The sequence below is a fragment of the Paraburkholderia sp. PAMB 6770 genome, assembly GCF_057748135.1.
This window is the reverse complement of the sequence record NZ_CM173239.1, coordinates 892,230-910,605: the sequence shown is the minus strand read 5'-3', so window position 1 is coordinate 910,605 and position 18,376 is coordinate 892,230. Positions and strand designations below refer to the sequence as shown.

At 70.0% G+C, this 18,376-nt stretch carries 17 protein-coding genes; 12 read left to right on the top strand and 5 right to left on the bottom strand.

All coding sequences use genetic code 11. From position 1 onward, the window contains the following. Positions 1-41: 41 nt before the first annotated feature. From AC3AP7_RS21440 to AC3AP7_RS21425, 4 genes are all read left to right on the top strand, one after another. Entirely contained in the window at positions 42-1,019 is a 978-nt protein-coding gene (locus tag AC3AP7_RS21440; RefSeq protein WP_487364569.1) for an ABC transporter permease, read from the top strand. A gap of 1 nt (position 1,020) precedes the next feature. Continuing rightward, complete coding sequence (locus AC3AP7_RS21435; protein WP_487364568.1) at positions 1,021-2,112, top strand: ABC transporter permease; 1,092 nt, start codon at positions 1,021-1,023, stop codon at positions 2,110-2,112. Between the two features lie 425 nt (positions 2,113-2,537). Then, entirely contained in the window at positions 2,538-3,386 is an 849-nt protein-coding gene (locus tag AC3AP7_RS21430; protein ID WP_487364567.1) for a helix-turn-helix transcriptional regulator, read from the top strand. Positions 3,387-3,457: 71 nt separating this feature from the next. Next, entirely contained in the window at positions 3,458-4,507 is a 1,050-nt protein-coding gene (locus AC3AP7_RS21425; RefSeq protein WP_487364566.1) for a DnaJ C-terminal domain-containing protein, read from the top strand. A 3-nt stretch (positions 4,508-4,510) separates the two neighbouring features. On the opposite strand, the gene AC3AP7_RS21420 is transcribed toward AC3AP7_RS21425, so the two are convergent. From AC3AP7_RS21420 to AC3AP7_RS21410, 3 genes are all read right to left on the bottom strand, one after another. After that, complete coding sequence (locus AC3AP7_RS21420) at positions 4,511-5,281, bottom strand: SDR family oxidoreductase (RefSeq protein ID WP_487364565.1); 771 nt, start codon at positions 5,279-5,281, stop codon at positions 4,511-4,513. Positions 5,282-5,314: 33 nt separating this feature from the next. Next, complete coding sequence (locus tag AC3AP7_RS21415) at positions 5,315-6,169, bottom strand: alpha/beta fold hydrolase (protein ID WP_487364564.1); 855 nt, start codon at positions 6,167-6,169, stop codon at positions 5,315-5,317. Positions 6,170-6,249: 80 nt separating this feature from the next. Next, positions 6,250-6,945 (bottom strand): alpha/beta fold hydrolase, encoded by a 696-nt coding sequence (locus AC3AP7_RS21410; RefSeq protein ID WP_487364563.1) that lies wholly within the window; start codon positions 6,943-6,945, stop codon positions 6,250-6,252. A 176-nt stretch (positions 6,946-7,121) separates the two neighbouring features. On the opposite strand from AC3AP7_RS21410, the gene AC3AP7_RS21405 reads away from it, so the two are divergent. Further along, on the top strand, positions 7,122-7,754 hold the full coding sequence (locus AC3AP7_RS21405; protein ID WP_487364562.1) for a CGNR zinc finger domain-containing protein: 633 nt from the start codon (positions 7,122-7,124) through the stop codon (positions 7,752-7,754). Positions 7,755-7,924: 170 nt separating this feature from the next. Here the strand turns inward: AC3AP7_RS21405 and AC3AP7_RS21400 are convergent, their stop codons facing one another. Then, positions 7,925-8,878, bottom strand: a complete 954-nt coding sequence (locus AC3AP7_RS21400) for a LysR substrate-binding domain-containing protein (protein WP_487364561.1) — start codon at positions 8,876-8,878, stop codon at positions 7,925-7,927. Positions 8,879-8,982: 104 nt separating this feature from the next. On the opposite strand from AC3AP7_RS21400, the gene AC3AP7_RS21395 reads away from it, so the two are divergent. From AC3AP7_RS21395 to AC3AP7_RS21380, 4 genes are all read left to right on the top strand, one after another. Continuing rightward, entirely contained in the window at positions 8,983-10,065 is a 1,083-nt protein-coding gene (locus tag AC3AP7_RS21395) for a tartrate dehydrogenase (RefSeq protein WP_487364560.1), read from the top strand. Positions 10,066-10,331: 266 nt separating this feature from the next. Further along, on the top strand, positions 10,332-11,639 hold the full coding sequence (locus AC3AP7_RS21390) for an MFS transporter (protein WP_487364559.1): 1,308 nt from the start codon (positions 10,332-10,334) through the stop codon (positions 11,637-11,639). Between the two features lie 130 nt (positions 11,640-11,769). After that, positions 11,770-11,898: a hypothetical protein gene (locus tag AC3AP7_RS21385; RefSeq protein WP_487364558.1), complete on the top strand. Its 129-nt coding sequence runs from the start codon at positions 11,770-11,772 to the stop codon at positions 11,896-11,898. Between the two features lie 208 nt (positions 11,899-12,106). Next, positions 12,107-13,300, top strand: a complete 1,194-nt coding sequence (locus tag AC3AP7_RS21380; protein ID WP_487364557.1) for a serine hydrolase domain-containing protein — start codon at positions 12,107-12,109, stop codon at positions 13,298-13,300. A 66-nt stretch (positions 13,301-13,366) separates the two neighbouring features. Here the strand turns inward: AC3AP7_RS21380 and AC3AP7_RS21375 are convergent, their stop codons facing one another. Then, positions 13,367-14,422, bottom strand: a complete 1,056-nt coding sequence (locus tag AC3AP7_RS21375) for a LacI family DNA-binding transcriptional regulator (protein ID WP_487364556.1) — start codon at positions 14,420-14,422, stop codon at positions 13,367-13,369. A gap of 288 nt (positions 14,423-14,710) precedes the next feature. Between AC3AP7_RS21375 and AC3AP7_RS21370 the strand changes: the two genes are divergently transcribed. The 3 genes from AC3AP7_RS21370 to AC3AP7_RS21360 are packed head-to-tail and all read left to right on the top strand — an operon-like array spanning position 14,711 to position 18,350. Beyond that, on the top strand, positions 14,711-16,087 hold the full coding sequence (locus AC3AP7_RS21370) for a uracil-xanthine permease family protein (RefSeq protein WP_487364555.1): 1,377 nt from the start codon (positions 14,711-14,713) through the stop codon (positions 16,085-16,087). 21 nt (positions 16,088-16,108) lie between these two features. Next, positions 16,109-17,587 carry an amidohydrolase family protein gene (locus tag AC3AP7_RS21365; RefSeq protein ID WP_487364554.1) on the top strand — a complete coding sequence of 493 codons (1,479 nt, stop codon included), beginning with the start codon at positions 16,109-16,111 and terminating at the stop codon, positions 17,585-17,587. A gap of 46 nt (positions 17,588-17,633) precedes the next feature. Next, positions 17,634-18,350 (top strand): sulfite exporter TauE/SafE family protein, encoded by a 717-nt coding sequence (locus AC3AP7_RS21360; protein ID WP_487364553.1) that lies wholly within the window; start codon positions 17,634-17,636, stop codon positions 18,348-18,350. Positions 18,351-18,376 lie beyond the last annotated feature (26 nt).

Below are 18,376 nucleotides of genomic sequence, written 5' to 3'. Positions count from 1 at the left end.
CGGCCACGCGCCGCCGCCCACCCTGAAAGAACGAGGATCGATTGAATCAGCCGAACTCTCCGGCCCAGCACCCGCAAGCGGGCGCATTCGCCGCGCGCGCCGGCCTCGCGTGGGTGCGCGAGCACAGCGTGTATGTCGCGTTCGTCGTGCTCGTGCTGTTCAACCTGGCCGTCACGCCCGGCTTCGCCAGTCCGCTCGCGGCGCGCAGCCTGCTGTTCGAAGCCGCGCCCGTGATCCTGATCGCGCTCGGCCAGAACCTCGCGATCGCGACGCGCGGCATCGACCTGTCGGTCGGCTCCGTGATGGCGCTGTCGAGCGCGGCGATCGCGGTCTGTCTCGGCTACGGCACCGGCGTCGCGATGCTCGCCGCCGTCGGCATCGGCCTCGCCGCCGGCATCTTCAACGGCGCGCTGGTGTCGATCGTGCGGATCGATCCGCTGATCTCCGGCCTCGCGCTGCTCGTCGCCGCGCGCGGTCTCGCACAGGCGCTGCTCGGCGGCTCGCGCGTGGACCTGCCGTCCTCCGACGCGTTCGACCTGCTCGGCATCGGCGCGGTGGGGCCGATTCCGGTCGTCGTGCTGATCGGCATCGCGCTCGCGCTGCTGACCGCGCTGATCGTGCGCCGCACGACGTTCGGCCGCTATACGATCCTGATCGGCGCGAGCCGCGATGCCGCGTATCTCGCCGGCGTCCCGGTGCGCCGCACGCTGTTTCTCGTCTACGCGGCAAGCGGCGCGCTCGCGGGCCTCGCCGGCCTGATCGCGTCGGCGCGCCTCGGCGCATCGGATCCGAACTACGTCGGGGTGAACTTCGAGCTCGACTCGATCGCCGCGTCGGTGATCGGCGGCACGCCGCTGTCGGGCGGGCGCATCTCGATCGTCGGCACGGTGTTCGGCGTGCTGCTGCTGCAGGTGCTCGACGCGAGCTTCATCATGAACAACATCAGCTTCACGTATGCGCAGATCCTGAAGGCGGTGTTCATCGTCGTGGCGCTGTATCTGCAGCGCCAGGGGGCGTAACGTGAGCACGGACACCCGCATGAACCCGCACGGCAACCGCCCCGCCCCTTCCGCCGGCGACACAGGCCACGCAGACCCCGCGGACCACGCAGGCAACGCGGACCACGCAGCCGGTGCGCGCGGCGGCGCGGCGCTGCGTTCGCGCAACGAGCGCCGCAACCGGATCGTGCAGCTCATCCAGGCGCGCGGCGCGATCGGCATCCTGATCCTCGTGTGCCTGACTGCCGGCGCAATCTTCCCGGACTTCCTGCATGCCGCGAATCTGGCCGACATCGTGTCCGCCGCGTCGTTTCTCGGCCTGATCGCGATCGGGCAAAGCCTCGTCATCATCCTCGGCGGCTTCGACCTGTCGGTCGGCTCGCTGGTCGGACTCGGCACCGTGATCGCCGCGTATGCGGCGCCGTTCGGCTGGCTCGCGGCGCTCGTCGCGCCGGTGGCGGTCGGGCTGCTGGTCGGCTTCGTCAACGGCGTGCTGATCGCGCGTGCGCGGATGGCGCCGTTCATCGTGACGCTCGCGGCGCTGCTCGGGCTGAAGGGCCTCGCGCTCGTGCTCGCCAGCGAGGACCTGCTGATTCCGAATGCGGCTGCGTTCACGCGCATCGCAAACGGTTCGCTGCTCGGCGTGAGCAACCTGATCTGGATTCTCGCGCTCGCCTATGCGCTCGGCGCGCTGGTGCTCAACTGCACGTCGTATGGCGCGTCGGTGTTCGCGATCGGCGGCAGCGAGGAAGCGGCGCGCATGCTCGGCGTGCGCGTCGAGCGCGTGAAGATCGTCACGTACGGCGTGAGCGGCGCGCTCGCCGGGCTCGCCGGCGCACTGCTCGCGGCGCACCTCGATTCGGGGCTGTCGGGCGCAGGCGCGGGGTACGAACTGCAATCGATCGCGGCCGCGGTGATCGGCGGCGTGCTGCTGACCGGCGGCGTCGGCACGATGCTCGGACCGCTAGCCGGCGTGATCCTGCTCGGCGTGATCCAGAACGTGATCAATCAGGTCGGAACCCTGAGCCCGTACTATCAGAATCTCGCGAGCGGCGGGTTCCTGCTCGTCGCGGTGATCGTGCAGACGCTGCTGACGAGCACGCGCAAGCATTAGCGGAGCGGCGCCGCGGCAGGCGCGACGGAGGGCAGGAAACGACCGGCAACCGCCGGAAAGCCGCCAGGCGCTGCCAGGCGCTGCGGAAGACAGGCAAAAAAATACCCGCCGCGAGGGCGGGTTCAATCCACATCAGGAGAAGACATGGAGGAGACGATTTGAGTATAGCCGCTCGCGCAACATCCGCAAGCCCTGTGAGCAGACGTTGTGCCGCGGCAACGTGTTTGCGCATACGTCACGCGATTGCATCGGTTATGCCGGTCGTCGACATAATCAGTAAAACTACATTATTCGCTTGACCCGACGATTGATGCGGATCACGCATGGACGGGATGACCCTCGTCCGTCGTCACGACCCCCGTGACATGATCGCGTCATCCGTCATGCTAGATTGGCGACTTCGTCGTGTGATCGAAACGGACAGGATGAACGATCCCGCCACCAGCCCTCACCTGCTCGGCCGCTACCTGAAAGACCGGCGCACCCGGCTCGACCCGGCCGCGTTCGGCTTTTCGTCACAGCGGCGCCGCACGCCGGGCCTGCGGCGCGAAGAAGTCGCGCAGCGGGCCCATATCAGCGCGGCATGGTACACGTGGCTCGAACAGGGCCGTGGCGGCGCCCCGTCCGCCGACGTCCTCGACCGGATTGCCGAAGCGCTGATGCTCACCGGCGCCGAGCGCGAGCACCTGTTCCTGCTGGGTCTCGGGCGCCCGCCCGAAGGCCGCTATCAGCAGAGCCAGGGCGTCACGCCGCGGCTGCAGCGCGTGCTCGACGCGCTGGATCCGAGCCCCGCGCTAATCCGCACCGCAACGTGGGATGTCGTTGCATGGAACCGCGCGGCCACCGTGATGCTGGTCGACTACGGCGCACTCGCGCCCGGGCAGCGCAACGTGCTGCGTACGATGTTCCTCGATCCGGACGCCCGCACGCTGCAGTACGACTGGGAGAGCGTCGCGCGCTTCGTCGTGGGCGCGTTCCGCGTGGACGTCGCGCGCGCGGGCGCGGCCAGCGCGGTGGCGGACCTGGTCGACGAGTTGCGCCGCACGAGCCCGGAGTTCGACGCGATGTGGCGCGACAACCCCGCGCCGGCGCATCACGAGGGCGTCAAGCGGATCCGTCATCCGCGCTTCGGCGCGTTTGCGTTCGAGTACTCCGCTTTCGCGGTGGACGGACGGCCGGACCTGACGATGGTCGTCTACAATCCGGCCACCGACGTGGAGCACGGCAAGATGCGCGCGGCCCTCGCGACAGCGTCGGATTGCGCGCCAGCGTAAGCGCGTGCATCCTCGGTCGACGGCCGCGCTCTTGATAGACTGGCGCGTCGAAAAAACAAACGGGAATCCCCTTGAGTCTCGACGAAAGTCTCGCCGAATACTACCGGCGGCTGGAACTGCCGGTGACGGCCTCCCCCGCCGACGTGAAGCGCGCCTACCGGCGGCTGCGCGCCAGGTATCATCCGGACCGCCACAAGGGCCGCGAGGCGAGCGTCGAACCGGTATTCAAGCGCATTCAGGAAGCGTTCGAGATTCTCGCCGGCAAGCGCGCGGCGCCCCCGCCGACGGTCTCCGGGTCGCCCGAGCCGTCCGCGCCGCCGGCGCGCGCCCGCCCCGACGACACTGCCGACACTGCCGACACTGCCGCCTCGCCCGTGCATCGCGGTCCGCCGCTGCGCGGGGCGAACTGCGCGGTCGAACTGTTCGTGCCGCTCGAAGCGGCGCTGCATGGCGGCGACGTCGAAGCGGGCTACGCGGTGAGGGGGCCGTGCCGCACGTGCCGGGGCCGCAGCGCATCCTGCGCGCGCTGCGGCGGCAGCGGCCGCACGCCCCCCGGCACACGCTGCGGCGCGTGTGCCGGAACCGGCCGGCCGGTGTCCAGGAGCGGCTGCGCGGACTGTCTCGGCAGCGGCATCGCCGCGGCGCGCGTCACGCGCAGCGTCGCCGTCGCGGCGGGCGCGTGGGACGGCCAGCGGCTCGTCGTCGAAGGCGCCGGCCATCCGGGCGTGAACGGCGGGCCGGCCGGCGACGCGATCTTCACGGTCGCCATTGTCTGCGGCCCCGGCGTGCGCCGCGACGGGCTGAATCTCGCATGCGAGCTGCCGGTCGATTTCGTCACCGCGACGCTGGGCGGCCAGTACGACGCGCAGGTGCTCGGCCGCGCGCGGCGCCTGACGATTGCGCCGAACGCGCAGCCTGGCAGCACGCTGCGCCTGATCGGCGCCGGGCTGGCCGATCGCAGCGGCGCGCGCGGCACGCTCACGCTGCACCTCGTGCTCGCGATGCCCGCCGGCGTTGCGCATCTGAGCGCAGACGAGCGGCATCAGTTGCGCGAGATGTTCGCGCAAGCGCAGCGGCGCGCCGCACGCGGCGATCGCGACGGCACGCCGCGTCAGCGCTGAACGTCAGACCGACTTCACCTCGCCGCCATCCATCCGCAGCGTCGCGCCGGTCATCCAGTGCGCGGCCGGCGACACGATGAACGCCATCAGTTCCGCGATTTCCTCCGGCGTGCCGTAACGCGCAATGCCCGCTTCGAGCGGAAACTTCGCGGTGGCCTCCTCGACGCTCATGTCGTGCAGCGGCGCCCAGTGCTCCAGGTAAGAACGCCGCCGGCCGGTCATCACCGCACCGGGCAGCACGCTGTTCACCTGCACGCCGTCCGCGATGCCGCGCTCGGAAAACGCCTTCGCCAGCGCAACGATCGCCGCGTTGATCGTGCCGACCGCCGCATAGGCGGGCTTCGGAAACAGCGCCGAGTTGCCGGACATCATCACGACCGAGCCCGAGGCCGCTTTCAGCGCCGGCCATGCGGCGACCGTCAGCCGCCGCGCGCCGTGCAGCTTCAGCGCGAGGCCTTGCTCCCACGCGTCGTCGCTCATCTCGAACACGTCGATCTGCGGGACCGCGCCCGCAATGTTCAGCAGCGCATCGATGCGCCCGAAGCGGGCGAGCGTCTGTTCGACGACCTGCTGGGCGAGCCCCGGTTCGGCGAGGTCTCCGTCGATCACGAGCGCCTGCGCGCCTGCATTCGTCACGTCTTCGGCGGTCTGCTTCAGGTTCTCGAGATTGCGCGCGACGAGCACCAGCGCGCCGAAATCGCGCGCCAGCCGCACGGCGGTCGCCCGCCCGATTCCCTGGCTTGCGCCGGTCACGATAGCCACTTTGCTGGACATCCTGCTTCTCCTGATGAAGTCGAGTGGGGTCGGTCAGTGTGCGAGAAACGCGCCGATTTCCGCCGCGATGTCGCGGGCGTGCGTTTCGAGCGCGAAGTGTCCGGTGTCGAACAGGCGCACCACCGCGTCCGGCATGTCGCGCCGGAACGCTTCCGCGCCGGCCGGCAGGAAGAACGGATCGTGCCTGCCCCACACCGCGAGAAACGGCGGCTGATGCGTGCGGAAATACTGCTGGAATGCCGGATACAACGCAACATTGCTGCGATAGTCGCCGAACAGGTCCAGTTGCACCTCGTCCGCGCCCGGCCGCTGCAGATAGAACGTGTCGAGCGAATAGCCGTCCGGCGACACCGACGCCGCATCCGGCACGCCATGCGTGTATTGCCACACGGTCGTCTCGTGCGTCAGGAACCCGCGCAGCGCCGCCCGATTCGCCGGCGACGGATCCTGCCAGTATGCGCGGATCGGATTCCAGCCCTCGCTCAGTCCTTCTTCGTATGCGTTGCCGTTCTGCGAGATGATCGCGGCAATTCGTTCAGGATGCCTAAGCGCAAGGCGAAATCCCGTCGGCGCGCCATAGTCGAACACATAGACTGCGTAACGATCGAAGCCGACTACTTCGGTGAAGCGCTCGATCACGTTCGCGATGCGGTCGAACGTATACGCGAACTGCTCGCGCGCCGGCATGTCGGACTGGCCGAATCCCGGCAGATCCGGTGCAACGAGATGAAAGCGCTCCGCCAGCAGCGGCATCAGGTCGCGAAACATGTGGCTCGCACTCGGAAAGCCGTGCAGCAGCAGCAGCTTCGGCGCGCCGACGCGACCCGCCTCGCGATAAAAAACCTTGAAACCGTCAACGTCCGCGTGACGATAGGCAATCGAGGTCATGATGTCTCTCCATGAAATGACAGATCCGGCCCGTGGCCCGGAGATGTGCACGCGCCGCACGCCTCGCGCGCGGCGCCTGTTCAGCCCGCCGCGACCGCGCGCGCCGCTTCGACGATCACGTCGGTCACCGCCTGCGCGGCTGTCACGATCGGCGTGTGATCGACGTCGTGCGCGCGCACCTGCGCCCGCATGCGTTCGGCCATGAAATGCTGCGTCGCCGGGTTGATCATCCGGTCGCGCGCGGCCACCAGGAACCAGGCCGGCCGGTCCTTCCAGAGCGGACGGCCGACCGCTTCGCCGATGCTCGCCACCGCGATCGGCCGCTGCGCCGCCGCGAGCGCCGTCAGCTCGGCCGGCGTCGCGTCCTGCGCAAACGCCGCGGCGAACGCCGCATCCGGCAGCCAGATCAGCCCGTGCCGGTCCGGCGCCAGTTGCGGCGCCTGCGGGTGTGCGTCGCCGCGATAGAACACGTCGGCGACCGTTTCGCCCTCGTCCGGCGCGAGCGCCGCCACGTACACCAGCGCCTTCGCCGCCTCCGCGCGCGTCGCACCGATCACCGCCCCCGCATAGGCGTGCCCGGCGAGGACGACCGGACCCTCGATCCGTTCGAGCGTGCGCTCGAGCGCCGCCACGTCGTCGCGCAGCGAACTCAGCGGCAGCGGCGCCGCGACGGCGCGCACGCCCTGCGCGTCCAGTTGCGCGATCACCTTGCGCCAGCTCGACCCGTCCGCCCACGCACCGTGCGCCAGCACCACGCTCACCTTGCCTGCAGCCATGTCCCGCTCCTAAGAAGTGTGTGAATGCCTCGTATCGCGATCCAGGCCGGCACGACCTGACAATCTGAGTAACCGTTTAGAAGCATTCGTGAAGGTTAGTTATTCATGATGTAACTTGTCAAGAAGTTTTTTGATGGTTACACTTCCCTCACGTCATTCCTCATAGGCGACGCGCAATGGACTACCGTCAGATGCCCGCGATCCTGATAGCCGATGCCCCGGGGCTCGATTTCCTGAATTCGGTCGCCACGCCGGTCGATCAGCCGGTCGACTGGATCGGCGACGGCGCCGGCTTGCTCGACTGGCTGGATCAGGCGCGGCTGGTGCCGCACGAGGCGCTCGCGGCGATCCGCGCGCGCGCCACGCCCGCCGAACTGGACGCGACCGCCGCCGAAGCGCGGGCACTGCGCGAATGGTTCCGGGGCTTCGTCCAGCAGCACAAGGGACGGCCGCTCGCGGCGGCCGATCTCGGCGCGCTCGATCGGCTAAACGAACTGCTCGGACACGACGAACGGCATGCGCAGATCGGGCCCGCGCCGGCGGACGCGACGATCCCGTTCGAGTTGCGCGCGCAGCGGCGCTGGAGTTCGCCCGCCGCGTTGCTGATGCCGCTCGCCGAGGCGCTGGCGCAACTGGTGTGCAGCGAAGATTTCACGCAGGTGAAAGCATGCGAAGGGCCGCGCTGCACGCTGCTGTTTGCCGACCACACGCGCGGCCATGCGCGCCGCTGGTGCAGCATGGCAATCTGCGGCAACCGGGCGAAGGTCGCCGCGCACCGCAAGCGGCTGAAGGAGCGTGCGCAGGCGTGAGCGCGCAGCACGCGTGAACGCGCGCGTCGCGGGGCCACCCGGATGACGACGCGCGCAAGCGCTCAGGTCGGTGTGCCCCTGCGCTCAGGTCGACGCGCACCTGCGCTCAGGTCGACGTGCCCCTGCGCTCAGGTCGATGCGCGCAAGCGCTCAGGTCGGCGCGCGGGCGCTTAGCGCCGCCGTGCGCCCGCGCGCGGCGGCGCCTGCGCTCCGCGCGCTTCGCCGAGTTCCCCGGCCAGAAAATCGACGAAAGCGCGAATGCGCGTGGACAACTGATGCCGCTGCGCGTAGACCGCGTAGATGTCCGCGCCGGGCGTGTCGTAATCGGGCAGCACGAGCACGAGCCGCCCGTCGGCCAGATACTCGCGGATGTCCCACTCGGCGCGCATCAGGATGCCGTGCCCGTCGAGCGCCCATTTCACCGCGATCTCGCCGTCATTGGTGGTCAGGTTGCCGCGGATGCGCACCGACTCGGTCGCCCTCGCCGCGCCGCGCTCGCTGGTGAGCCGCCACACGCCATACGCCTCGTCGCCCTGGCGGATGCCGATGCAGTCGTGCCGCACGAGGTCGTGCGGGGTCGCCGGCACGCCGCGGCGCGCGAGATACGCGGGCGCCGCGCACAGCAGACGCCGGTTCGGCGCGAGCCGGCGCGCGACGACGCGCGCATCAGGCGGCTCGCCAAAACGCACGCAGACGTCGAACGAATCGTCGGTGAGCGGCGGCGGCGTGGCCGATAGTTGCAGTTGCACCGACACCTGCGGATAACGCACGACGAACCGCGAAATCACCGGCCCGATGTGACTGCGCCCGAAGCCAAGCGTCGCATTCACGCGCAGCAGCCCCTTCGGATGCTGCTTCGCGCCGCCGAGCAGTTCGCCGAGCGCATCGATTTCGTCGAGGATGCGGCGCGCGCGCTCCAGATAGACGTCGCCTTCGGGCGTGAGCATCATCCGCCGCGTGGTGCGGTTGACGAGCGGCACGCCCGCGCGCTGCTCCATCTGCGCGAGCCGCTTGCTGACCGCGGCCGGCGTGAGCCCCAGCTCGCGGGCCGCCGCGCTCAGGCTGCCGGACGCGGCCAGCGTCGAGAAAAAGCCCAGGTCGGCGGGAAGAACGGCGTCGGTCACGGCGCTATTTGTGAATTCAGGTTAAAGATGCTTTGAGTCTAGCACCGGTTTCTGAACCCGTGGTTCGGTAAAGTGCGTCCACACCCAGAATCAAGGAGGCAGACATGAAGACGTGGCGCATCGCAACCATTCCCGGCGACGGCATCGGCAAGGAAGTCGTGCCCGCGGGCCGCGCGGTGCTGGAGGCCGTCGCGCGGACGACCCGGCAATGCGCGTTCGAGTTCGAGAATTTCGACTGGGGCGCCGACTACTACCGCGCGCACGGCGCGATGATGCCGGCGGACGGCCTCGACGCGCTGCGCGGCAAGGACGCGATCCTGTTCGGCTCGGCCGGCGACCCGGACGTGCCCGATCACATCACGCTGTGGGGCCTGCGCCTGAAGATCTGCCAGGGCTTCGACCAGTACGCGAACGTGCGGCCGACCCGCATCCTGCCCGGCATCGACGCGCCGCTCAAGCGCTGCCGGCGCGAGGATCTGGACTGGGTCATCGTGCGCGAGAACTCCGAAGGCGAGTATGCGGGGGTGGGCGGGCGCGTGCATCAGGGCCATCCGCTCGAAGCGGCCACCGACGTGTCGATCCTCACGCGTGCCGGCGTCGAGCGCATCATGCGCTTCGCGTTCCGGCTCGCGCAGTCGCGGCCGCGCAAGCAGCTGACCGTCATCACGAAGAGCAATGCGCAGCGCCACGCGATGGTCATGTGGGACGAGATCGCGCAGCAGATCGCGCGCGAGTTCCCGGACGTCGCGTGGGACAAGGAACTGGTCGACGCGGCCACCGCGCGCATGGTCAACCGCCCGGCCTCGCTCGACACGATCGTCGCGACCAACCTGCACGCGGACATCCTCAGCGATCTGGCGGCCGCGCTCGCGGGCAGCCTCGGCATCGCGCCGACCGGCAACATCGACCCCGAGCGGCGCTATCCGTCGATGTTCGAGCCGATCCACGGCTCGGCATTCGACATCATGGGCAAGGGCCTCGCGAATCCGGTCGGCACGTTCTGGTCGGTCGCGATGCTGCTCGACCATCTCGGCGAAACGGCCGCCGCGGCACGCGTGATGCACGCGATCGAAACCGTGACCGCCGACCCCGCGCTGCACACCGGCGACCTCGGCGGCAGCGCGACCACCGCGCAGGTGACGGCCGCCGTCTGCGCGCTCGTCGAGCGGGCGGAGATCGCCGCGTAGGCGCGCGGCGCCGCGCACAGAACCACGGGCGGCGCATGGCGCACGCGGGCCGCGCACGCAGGTCGCGCGCCGCGCGCGGCCACGGGAGACGGCCGCGCGACGACCAGGCGCGCGCGACGGACCCTGTCCCGCATCGCACGCCACGGCTGCGCGCCGCACGCACCCGCTTGCACCCGCTCGCACCCGCTTGCACCCCGCTCGTGTCCCGAACGCCGGACGCCTCCGTTTGCGTCCGGCGGGAACGCTTCACCTCCACGGAGGAGACCATGCCTACCGACATCGCATCCCGCGTCACGCGCAAGCTGATGTGGCGCATCATTCCGTTCGTCATGCTGCTTTACTTCGTCAGCTTCCTCGACCGCGTCAACGTCGGCTTCGCCGCGCTGACGATGAACCGGGCGATCGGGCTGTCGCCCGCGGCCTTCGGGTTCGGCGGCGGGCTGTTCTTCATCGGCTATCTGCTGTTCGAGGTGCCGTCGAATCTCATCCTGCATCGCGTCGGCGCGCGCATCTGGATCGCGCGCGTGATGTTCACGTGGGGCATCGTGTCGGCAGCCTCCGCGTTCGTGAGCGGACCCGCCAGCTTCTACACGCTGCGCTTTCTGCTCGGCGTCGCGGAAGCCGGCTTCTTCCCCGGCATCATCCTGTACCTGAGCCTGTGGTTTCCGGCGCGCCAGCGTGCCGCCGCCGCCGCGTGGTTCATGGCCGCCGCCCCGATCTCGACCGCGCTCGGCTCGCCGATGTCGGGCGCGCTGATGCAGTTGCCGCCGATGCTCGGCCTCGCGAACTGGCAGTGGCTCTACGTGATCGAGGCGCTGCCGGCGATCGTGCTCGGCTTCGCGGTGCTGCGCCTGCTCACCGACCGGCCGGCCGAGGCCCGCTGGCTGCGGCAGGACGAGCGCGACTGGCTGCTCGCGACGCTGCGCGACGAGGCGCAGGCGCGCTCGGCCCACGCGGGCCACACGGCGGCCGCGCTGCGCGCGCTGCGCGATCCGCGCGTGCTCGCGCTCGCGCTGATCTACTTCGGCACGTCGGCGGGCCTCTACACGCTCGGGCTGTGGGCGCCGCTCATCATCCGGCAATTCGGCTTCGACGCGCTGCAGACCGGTCTCATCAACGCGATTCCGAGCATCGTCGCGGTCGTCGCGATGATCCTGTGGGCGCGGCATTCGGATCGCACCGCGGAGCGCACATGGCACATCGTGATTCCGTGCGTGCTCGCCTGCGCCGGCTTCGTGTTCGCGGGACAGGCGGGCACCGCGCTGTTCGTCGTGCTCGCGCTCGTGGTGGTCAATGTCGGCATCAGCGCGTCGAAGGCGCCGCTCTGGGCCATGCCGGGGATGTTCCTGTCGGGAGCCGGGGCGGCCGCGGGTATCGCGATGATCAATTCGATCGGCAATCTGGGCGGCTTCGTCGGCCCGGTCGCGATCGGCTGGCTGAAGAGCCGCACCGGGAGCTACGCGGCGGGGCTTTACGTCGTCGGCGCGACGCTCGCGCTCTCCGCGATCGTCACGCTGCTGCTGAGCCGCAAGGCGACCCGGCCGGTGCTGCCGCGCGTCACCCCCGATCATTGAGCGGCGTCTGCGCGGGATGCACCCTCGCGCGCCCTCTCGCACGCAACCATCAAGAATGCCGGCGATGCGCCGATAACCCGAACGTATCGGGCGTTCTGACCCGGTTGTCCTGTTCCGGCGAGAGGTGTACATGTTCAGACGTTGTATCGCGTTGCTGTTGCTGATGGGTTCACTGCTTGCACTGGCAGGCTGCAATACGATCGCCGGTCTCGGCGAAGACATCACCGGCTCCGCGCGGACCGTGCAGCGCGCGCTGTAAGCGCGCTGAAAACACACGGGCCTCGCGTTCGGGCGGGGATGCGGCACGGACGCCGTCGGGCGCGCGACGATGCGATGCGCGCGGCCGCGCATCAGCCAGGCGTTAGCCACGCGCAGCCATGCATCGGCCGCGCGCCATGCGCTACGATGGCGGCTGCCGTTCGTGCGCTGCCGCGCGCACGACATCCTCGCCCCTTCCGAGCCGCCCCATGCCCCGTTCTTCGCTCGCGCCCGCCCTGCTGTGCTGCTCGACACTCGCGCTGACGCTGTGCGCGTGCGCGCCGCTGGCCACATCCGTCACCTCGCCCGCGCGGCTCGCAGCGGCCGCCTCTTCGGCCGCTCCTTCCTCCGCCTCTTCGCCCGCTCCTTCGGCCGCCGCGCCGGCGCGCGGCGGCGACGGCTTCCCCGGCGCCGCGTGGACCCGCGCCGATCCCGCCACGCAGGGCTTCTCGCCCGCGGGGCTTGCGCGCGCGGTCGCCTACGCGCAGCGCGCGGGATCGACGTCCGGGATGATCGTCCATGACGGTTTCGTGGTGGCGGAATGGGGCGACGTCGCGCGCAAGTCCAACCTGCATTCCGCGCGCAAAAGCTTCCTGAGCGCGCTGATCGGCATCGCGGTCGCACGCGGCCAGATCCACCCCGACGACACGCTGCAGGCGCTCGGCATCGACGACGACCCGCCGTCGCTGTCGCCCGCCGAGCAGCAGGCGACCGTGCGCATGCTGCTCGAAGCGCGCTCGGGCGTCTATCACCCGACGGTCTACGAGACCGCCGCGATGCAGGCATCGAAGCCGCCTCGCTACAGCCATCCGCCCGGCACGTTCTGGTACTACAACAACTGGGACTTCAACACGCTCGGTGCGATCTACGAGAAAGCGACCGGCAGGGACATTTTCGACGCGCTCGAAACGGACATCGCCGCGCCGCTCGGCATGCAGGACTACCGGCCCTCGGACGGCCACTATGTATCGGGCGGCCGCGTGACGCGCTATCCGGCCTACCCGTTCGACATGAGCACGCGCGACCTCGCCCGTTTCGCGCTGCTCTATCTGCACGACGGCCGCTGGCGCGGCCGCCAGGTCGTGCCGGCCGGCTGGGTCGCCGCATCGACGCGCCCGTATTCCGACACGCGCACCGGCGGCTACGGCTACCTGTGGTGGACGAGCACGCCCGCGAGCGGCACGCGCGGCCCGCACGCGACGCTGCTGCGGCCCGCCTTCTGGGCGGACGGCCATCTGGGCCAGTATGCGGTGGTCGTCCCGTCGCTCGATCTGGTCGTCGCGAGCCTTGTCGATGCGCGCCTCACGCGCGCGCACATGGGCCAGGAAAAAATGGAGAAATTCATCTGGCTCGTCGAATCCGCCGCAGGGGCCACCGGCATCGGCCCCGAGCCGCGCGGCTGACGGCGGTGCGCGCCGCACGCCGTCATTTGCTTCGGACACCGAACGGAGCGATTTTTCTTCGCCTGCTTACGGCGCGCGGTTCACGGCGACCGGCGCAGACACGAACGAAGACTCGCGCATCACGAGCGACGGCTCCGGGGGCGCAACCGAGCGCGCGCCGTCGGTCCCGGCGAGATGCTCGAACAGCAGCCCCACCGCCTGCGACGCGACATCGTCGAGGTGCAGGTCCACCGCGGTGAGCGGCGGCTGGCAACTGCGCGCGCGAATGCCGTCGTAGCGGGTCACGACCCGCACGTCGTCGGGCACGCGCCGCCCCGCGTCGGCGAGCGCCTGCATCGCGCCGACCGCGAAGGCGTCGACGAGCGCGCACAGTCCGTCGAGCTCCGGATGCGCGCGCAACAGTTCGGCGCACGCGTCGCGCCCGGCCGCCTCGCCGCCCGATTCGTCGGCCACCGCGATCACCGGCGTGATGCCGGACGCCGCGCAAAACTGCTCGTAACGCTCGCGCGATTCGATGTACGAGTTGCGCCGCTGCGCGCCGATCAGCAGTGCGATATGCCGGCTGCCCTGCTGCGTCAGATGCTGCAGCAGCAAGCCGGTGGTGGCGGACGAATGGAGGTCCACATAGGGCACCGCGTCGTTGCCGGGCTGCCGCCCGAGGCACACGACCGGCAAGCCGCGCTCCTGCAGATGCTTCACGTTCGCGTCGTCGGCGGCCGGTTCGAGCACGATCGCGCCGTCGATGTCGAGCTGTTCGAGCGGCAGCCGCCCGGCCATCACCGGCGGCACGAGGACCAGCGCGAGGCCGCGCGTGAGCGCCGCGGCCGCGGCGACGGCCGCGACCTCCATCAGGAACCCGAGACGCGACGCGCCGCCGGCAATCTCGAACGGCATCGCCGAGATCAGCGCGATCGTGCGCGCCTCGCCGGTGCGCAGCCGCTGCGCGCGCACGCTCGGCCGGTAGCCGAGCGCGCGCGCGGTCGCTTTCACGCGCTCGCGCGTCTGCGGATCGACATAGCCCTTGTCGTTGAGCGCATGCGACACGGTCGTCGTGGATACGCCGGCCGCGCGCGCGACGTCGGCAATGGTCGGCCGCGGCTTCGGCGGCACGGTGTTTTGCATGCTGTCTCTCTCGCTTCGGATGCGGAATTTTCTCATACCCGCCGGACCGGCACGCGCGGCCGCCGCGTGCGCCGACCGTGGCTATCGCGACCCACCGGTCAATAAAAAATACCGCTTGACAGTCCGTCTTCGGTACACGATTCTACTACCCAAATCGATTTGGGTTATCCGCCCATTTTTTTGATCGCAGCCCCAAATCGATTTGGGACACAACATGACCGCTCCGGACACCGGAGCCCTCTCGCCGGGCGCATGGCCGCCCCGGCGGGTCACAGGAGACGCCACGCCATGACGAATATCCCCTCGGTTCACGCTGTCGACGAGCGTCTGCCGCTTCTGAAGCTGGTCCTGTTCGGACTGCAGCACGTGCTGGTGGTGGCGGCCTCGCCGATCACCGCCGTGTTCCTGGTCGCGCGCGCGCTCGGCCTGTCGTCCGCGCTGACGGTCGACCTGATCAGCGCGACCTTCCTCGTCTGCGGCGTCGGCACGCTGCTGCAGTCGTTCGGCCCGCTGCGCATCGGCGCGCGCATGCCGTTCATCATGGTGCCCGGCGGCGCGCCGGTGGTGCTGTTCGTGCTCGTCGCGCAGCAGACGAACCTGCAGACGGCGTGCGGCGCGGTGATCCTGACCGGCCTGTTCTACTTCCTGCTGCTGCCGGTGTTCGCGCGTTGCCTGCGCTTCTTCCCGCGCATCGTGATCGGCACGATGCTGATACTCGTCGCGATCAACCTGATCAAGATCTACGGCGTCGTGATCGTCGGGCGGCCCGGCACGGCCGAGTTCGCGAGCCCGGCGGGCATCGGCCTCGCGCTGGCGACGGTCGCGTTCACGGTGCTGTTCGCACGGCTCTTCAAGGGCATGCTCGGCCAGCTCGCGGTGCTGCTCGGGCTGCTGGCGGGCGCGGCGCTCGCCGCACTGCTCGGCTACGCGCACTTCGGCGGCGTCTGGTCCGGCGCGCTCGTCGTGCTGCCGACGCCGCTGCCCTTCGGCCTGCCGCATTTCGATCTCGTCGCCGCGCTTCCGCTGATGATCTTCAGCGTGATCTCGATGGCCGAGGCGACCGGCCAGACCGTCGCGATCGCCGAAGTGGTCGGCAAGCCGATCGACCCGCGCGACACGGTACCGCGCACGATCCGCGCCGACGCGCTGATGTCGGTGCTCGGCGGCCTGTTCGGCACGTCGCTCATCATCACGAGCAGCGAGAACATCGGCATCGTGCAGGCCACCGGCATCCGCTCGCGCTTCGTCACCGCCACGGCCGGCGTGATCCTGCTCGTGATCGCGCTGTTCGCGCCGCTCGGCCGGCTCGCCAACGCGATTCCGGCGGCCGTGGTCGGCGGCACCGCGCTGATCGTGTTCTCGATCATCGGCGTGATGGGCGTCAATCTGCTGCGCCAGGTCGAGCTGCGCTCGCGCGCGAACATGTACACGCTCGCCGCCGCGCTGACGATGGGCATCCTGCCGATCGTCGTGCCCGACGCGTACAGCCGCTTCCCCGCGACGCTGCAGATCGTGCTCGGCAACGGCCTCGCAATGGGCGCGCTGACCGCGGTGATCGTCAACTTCGTATTCGAGCACCTGCATCCGCGCTGGGCCGGGCGCCGCCGCGCCGAAGCCGCCGCGCAGCCGGACGCCGCCGGCAGCGAAAGCCCGTCTTTTCACTAACTTCATCATTTCGCACTCCATATGAAAAACCCCGCTCCCCTGCCCTTGCCCAATGGTCCGAGCCACACCGCGCTGTGCGCCGACGAGCTGCTGCTGCTGCCCGAGCACCTGCTGCTCGCCGGCGGATTCGTGCGCGATCACGGCGTCGTCGTCGCGGGCGGCGCGTTTACCGATGTCGGCCCCGCACAGGCGCTGATCGCGCGCCACCCGCATCTGCGGCCGGTGCATCTGCCGGACCGGCTGATCATGCCCGGCTTCATCGACGCGCACCATCACCTCACGCAATCGTTCGGCAAGGCGCTGGCGTTCGGCGAGCCGTCGGAGATTTTCCGCCGCATCTGGGTGCCGCTCGAAAACTGCCTCGACGAGAACCTGCTGTATCTGTCCGCGCGGCTCGCGGCGCTCGAAGCGCTGCGCGGCGGCTTCACGACCGTCTGCGACGCCGGCACGCGTTCGAGCGGCGACGTCGCGACGATCGCGGCCGCCACGCAGCAGGTCGGCGTGCGCTGCGTGCTCGGTCTCATCTGCAACGATCTCGGCGAGGACATCGACACACGCGCGCGCGCCGCGCTCGTCGAGCGCGCGCACCAGCATCTCGCGCGCTGGGACGGGCATGCGCTCGTGCATCCGTCGCTCGCGATCTCGGTGCCCGAGGCCGGCTCGGACCTGATGCTGCACACCGCCGCCGCGCTGTGCGCCGAAGCCGGCGTCGCGTTCCAGACGCACGCGAACGAGCACCTTGCATCGGTCGAGCGCTCGATCGTGCGGCGCAAGATGCGCCCGATCGAGCATCTGCATTACGCGGGCGCGCTCGGTCCGCAGACGCTGATCGCGCACGCGACGCTCGTCACGCCGTCCGAGCTGAACCTGCTGCGCGACACCGGCGCCGCGGTCAGCTACAACCCGGTCGCGAGCGCGTGGAAAGGCAACGCGGTGGCGCCGGCGCTGCAGATGGCCGCGCTCGGCATCCGCTTCGGTCTCGGCACCGACGGCACGCGCAGCGACGCGTTCCGGCTGATCGACGCGGCCGAAAGCGCGCAACGCTACGCGTTCGGTCTCGCGACGGGCGACTCCTCGTGCGGCGCGGGCGCGCTGTGGCTCGACCACGCGCTGCGCGGCGGCGCCGACGCGCTGCGGCTGGGCGCGCGCATCGGCGCGATCGCACCCGGCAAGGCCGCCGACTTCCTGCTGGTGGATCTCGACGTGCCCGAAATGCGCCCGTCGTGGAGCCTCGACTGGGAACTGGTGCGGTTTGCGAACCGCAGCCAGATCGATGCGGTGTTCGTCGCCGGCCAGTTGCGCCTGTGGCAAGGCTGGCCGCTCGACTGGGACGCCCGCGCGTTCCTGAAGGAGGTCGACGCAGCAGCGGCCGAAGTCGTTGCGCGCGCACCGATCCAGCGGGTGCATACGGCGCCGCCGTCCGTGCGCCGCGCCGGCTCCCCTGAATCCGCCGAATCCGGCCCGCCGGCCCCGCACTTCGCCGCCGCCGCGGGTCGCTGAGCGCGCGGCTCATGCCCTCTCTTTTTCTTCCCGAGCGAGTCTGCCCGTGACCTTGAGCATCTTTGTCCTGCTTGCCGCGACCGCGGCGATTGCATCGTTCATCCAGGGCGCCGTCGGCGTGGGCTTCGCCCTCGTCTGCGCGCCTGTCATCGGGCTGATCGAGCCCGGCCTGCTGCCCGTGTCGCTGCTGATCCTGATGTTGCCGCTGAACGTCTATCTGGCGTGGCGCGAGCGCCCCGCGCTCGATTCGAAAGGCGCGCTGTGGATCACGGTCGGCCGCACCGCCGGCGCGGTCGCGGGCGCGTGGATCATCTCGCGCATCTCGGCCCACGACCTGAACCTGTTCATCGGCGCATCGACGGTCGCCGCGGCCGTCGCCACGCTGTGCGCGCCCGCCTTCGCCCCGGGACGCCATGCGCTGATGGCCGCCGGCGCGGTGACGGGCATCACCGAGACGGCCACCGGCATCGGCGGCCCCGCGCTCGCGATGGTGTTCCAGCATCACCGCGCGCCCGCGCTGCGCTCGACGATCGCGCTGTGCTTCGCGATCGGCGAGGCCGTCTCGCTCGCGACGCTGAGCGTGACCGGCCAGATCACCGCCGGGCGCTTCGTGTCCGCGCTGCTGCTCGTGCCGCCGGTGATTCTCGGCGCGTTCGTGAGCCATCACGTTCACCACCGCCTGAACGGCCGCGTGTTGCGCATCAGCGTGATGGCGTTCGCGATCGTCTCGGGCGCGGCGATTCTTTATCAGACGTTGAAATAGGCACGGGTTCAGCCCGCGCCATCCCT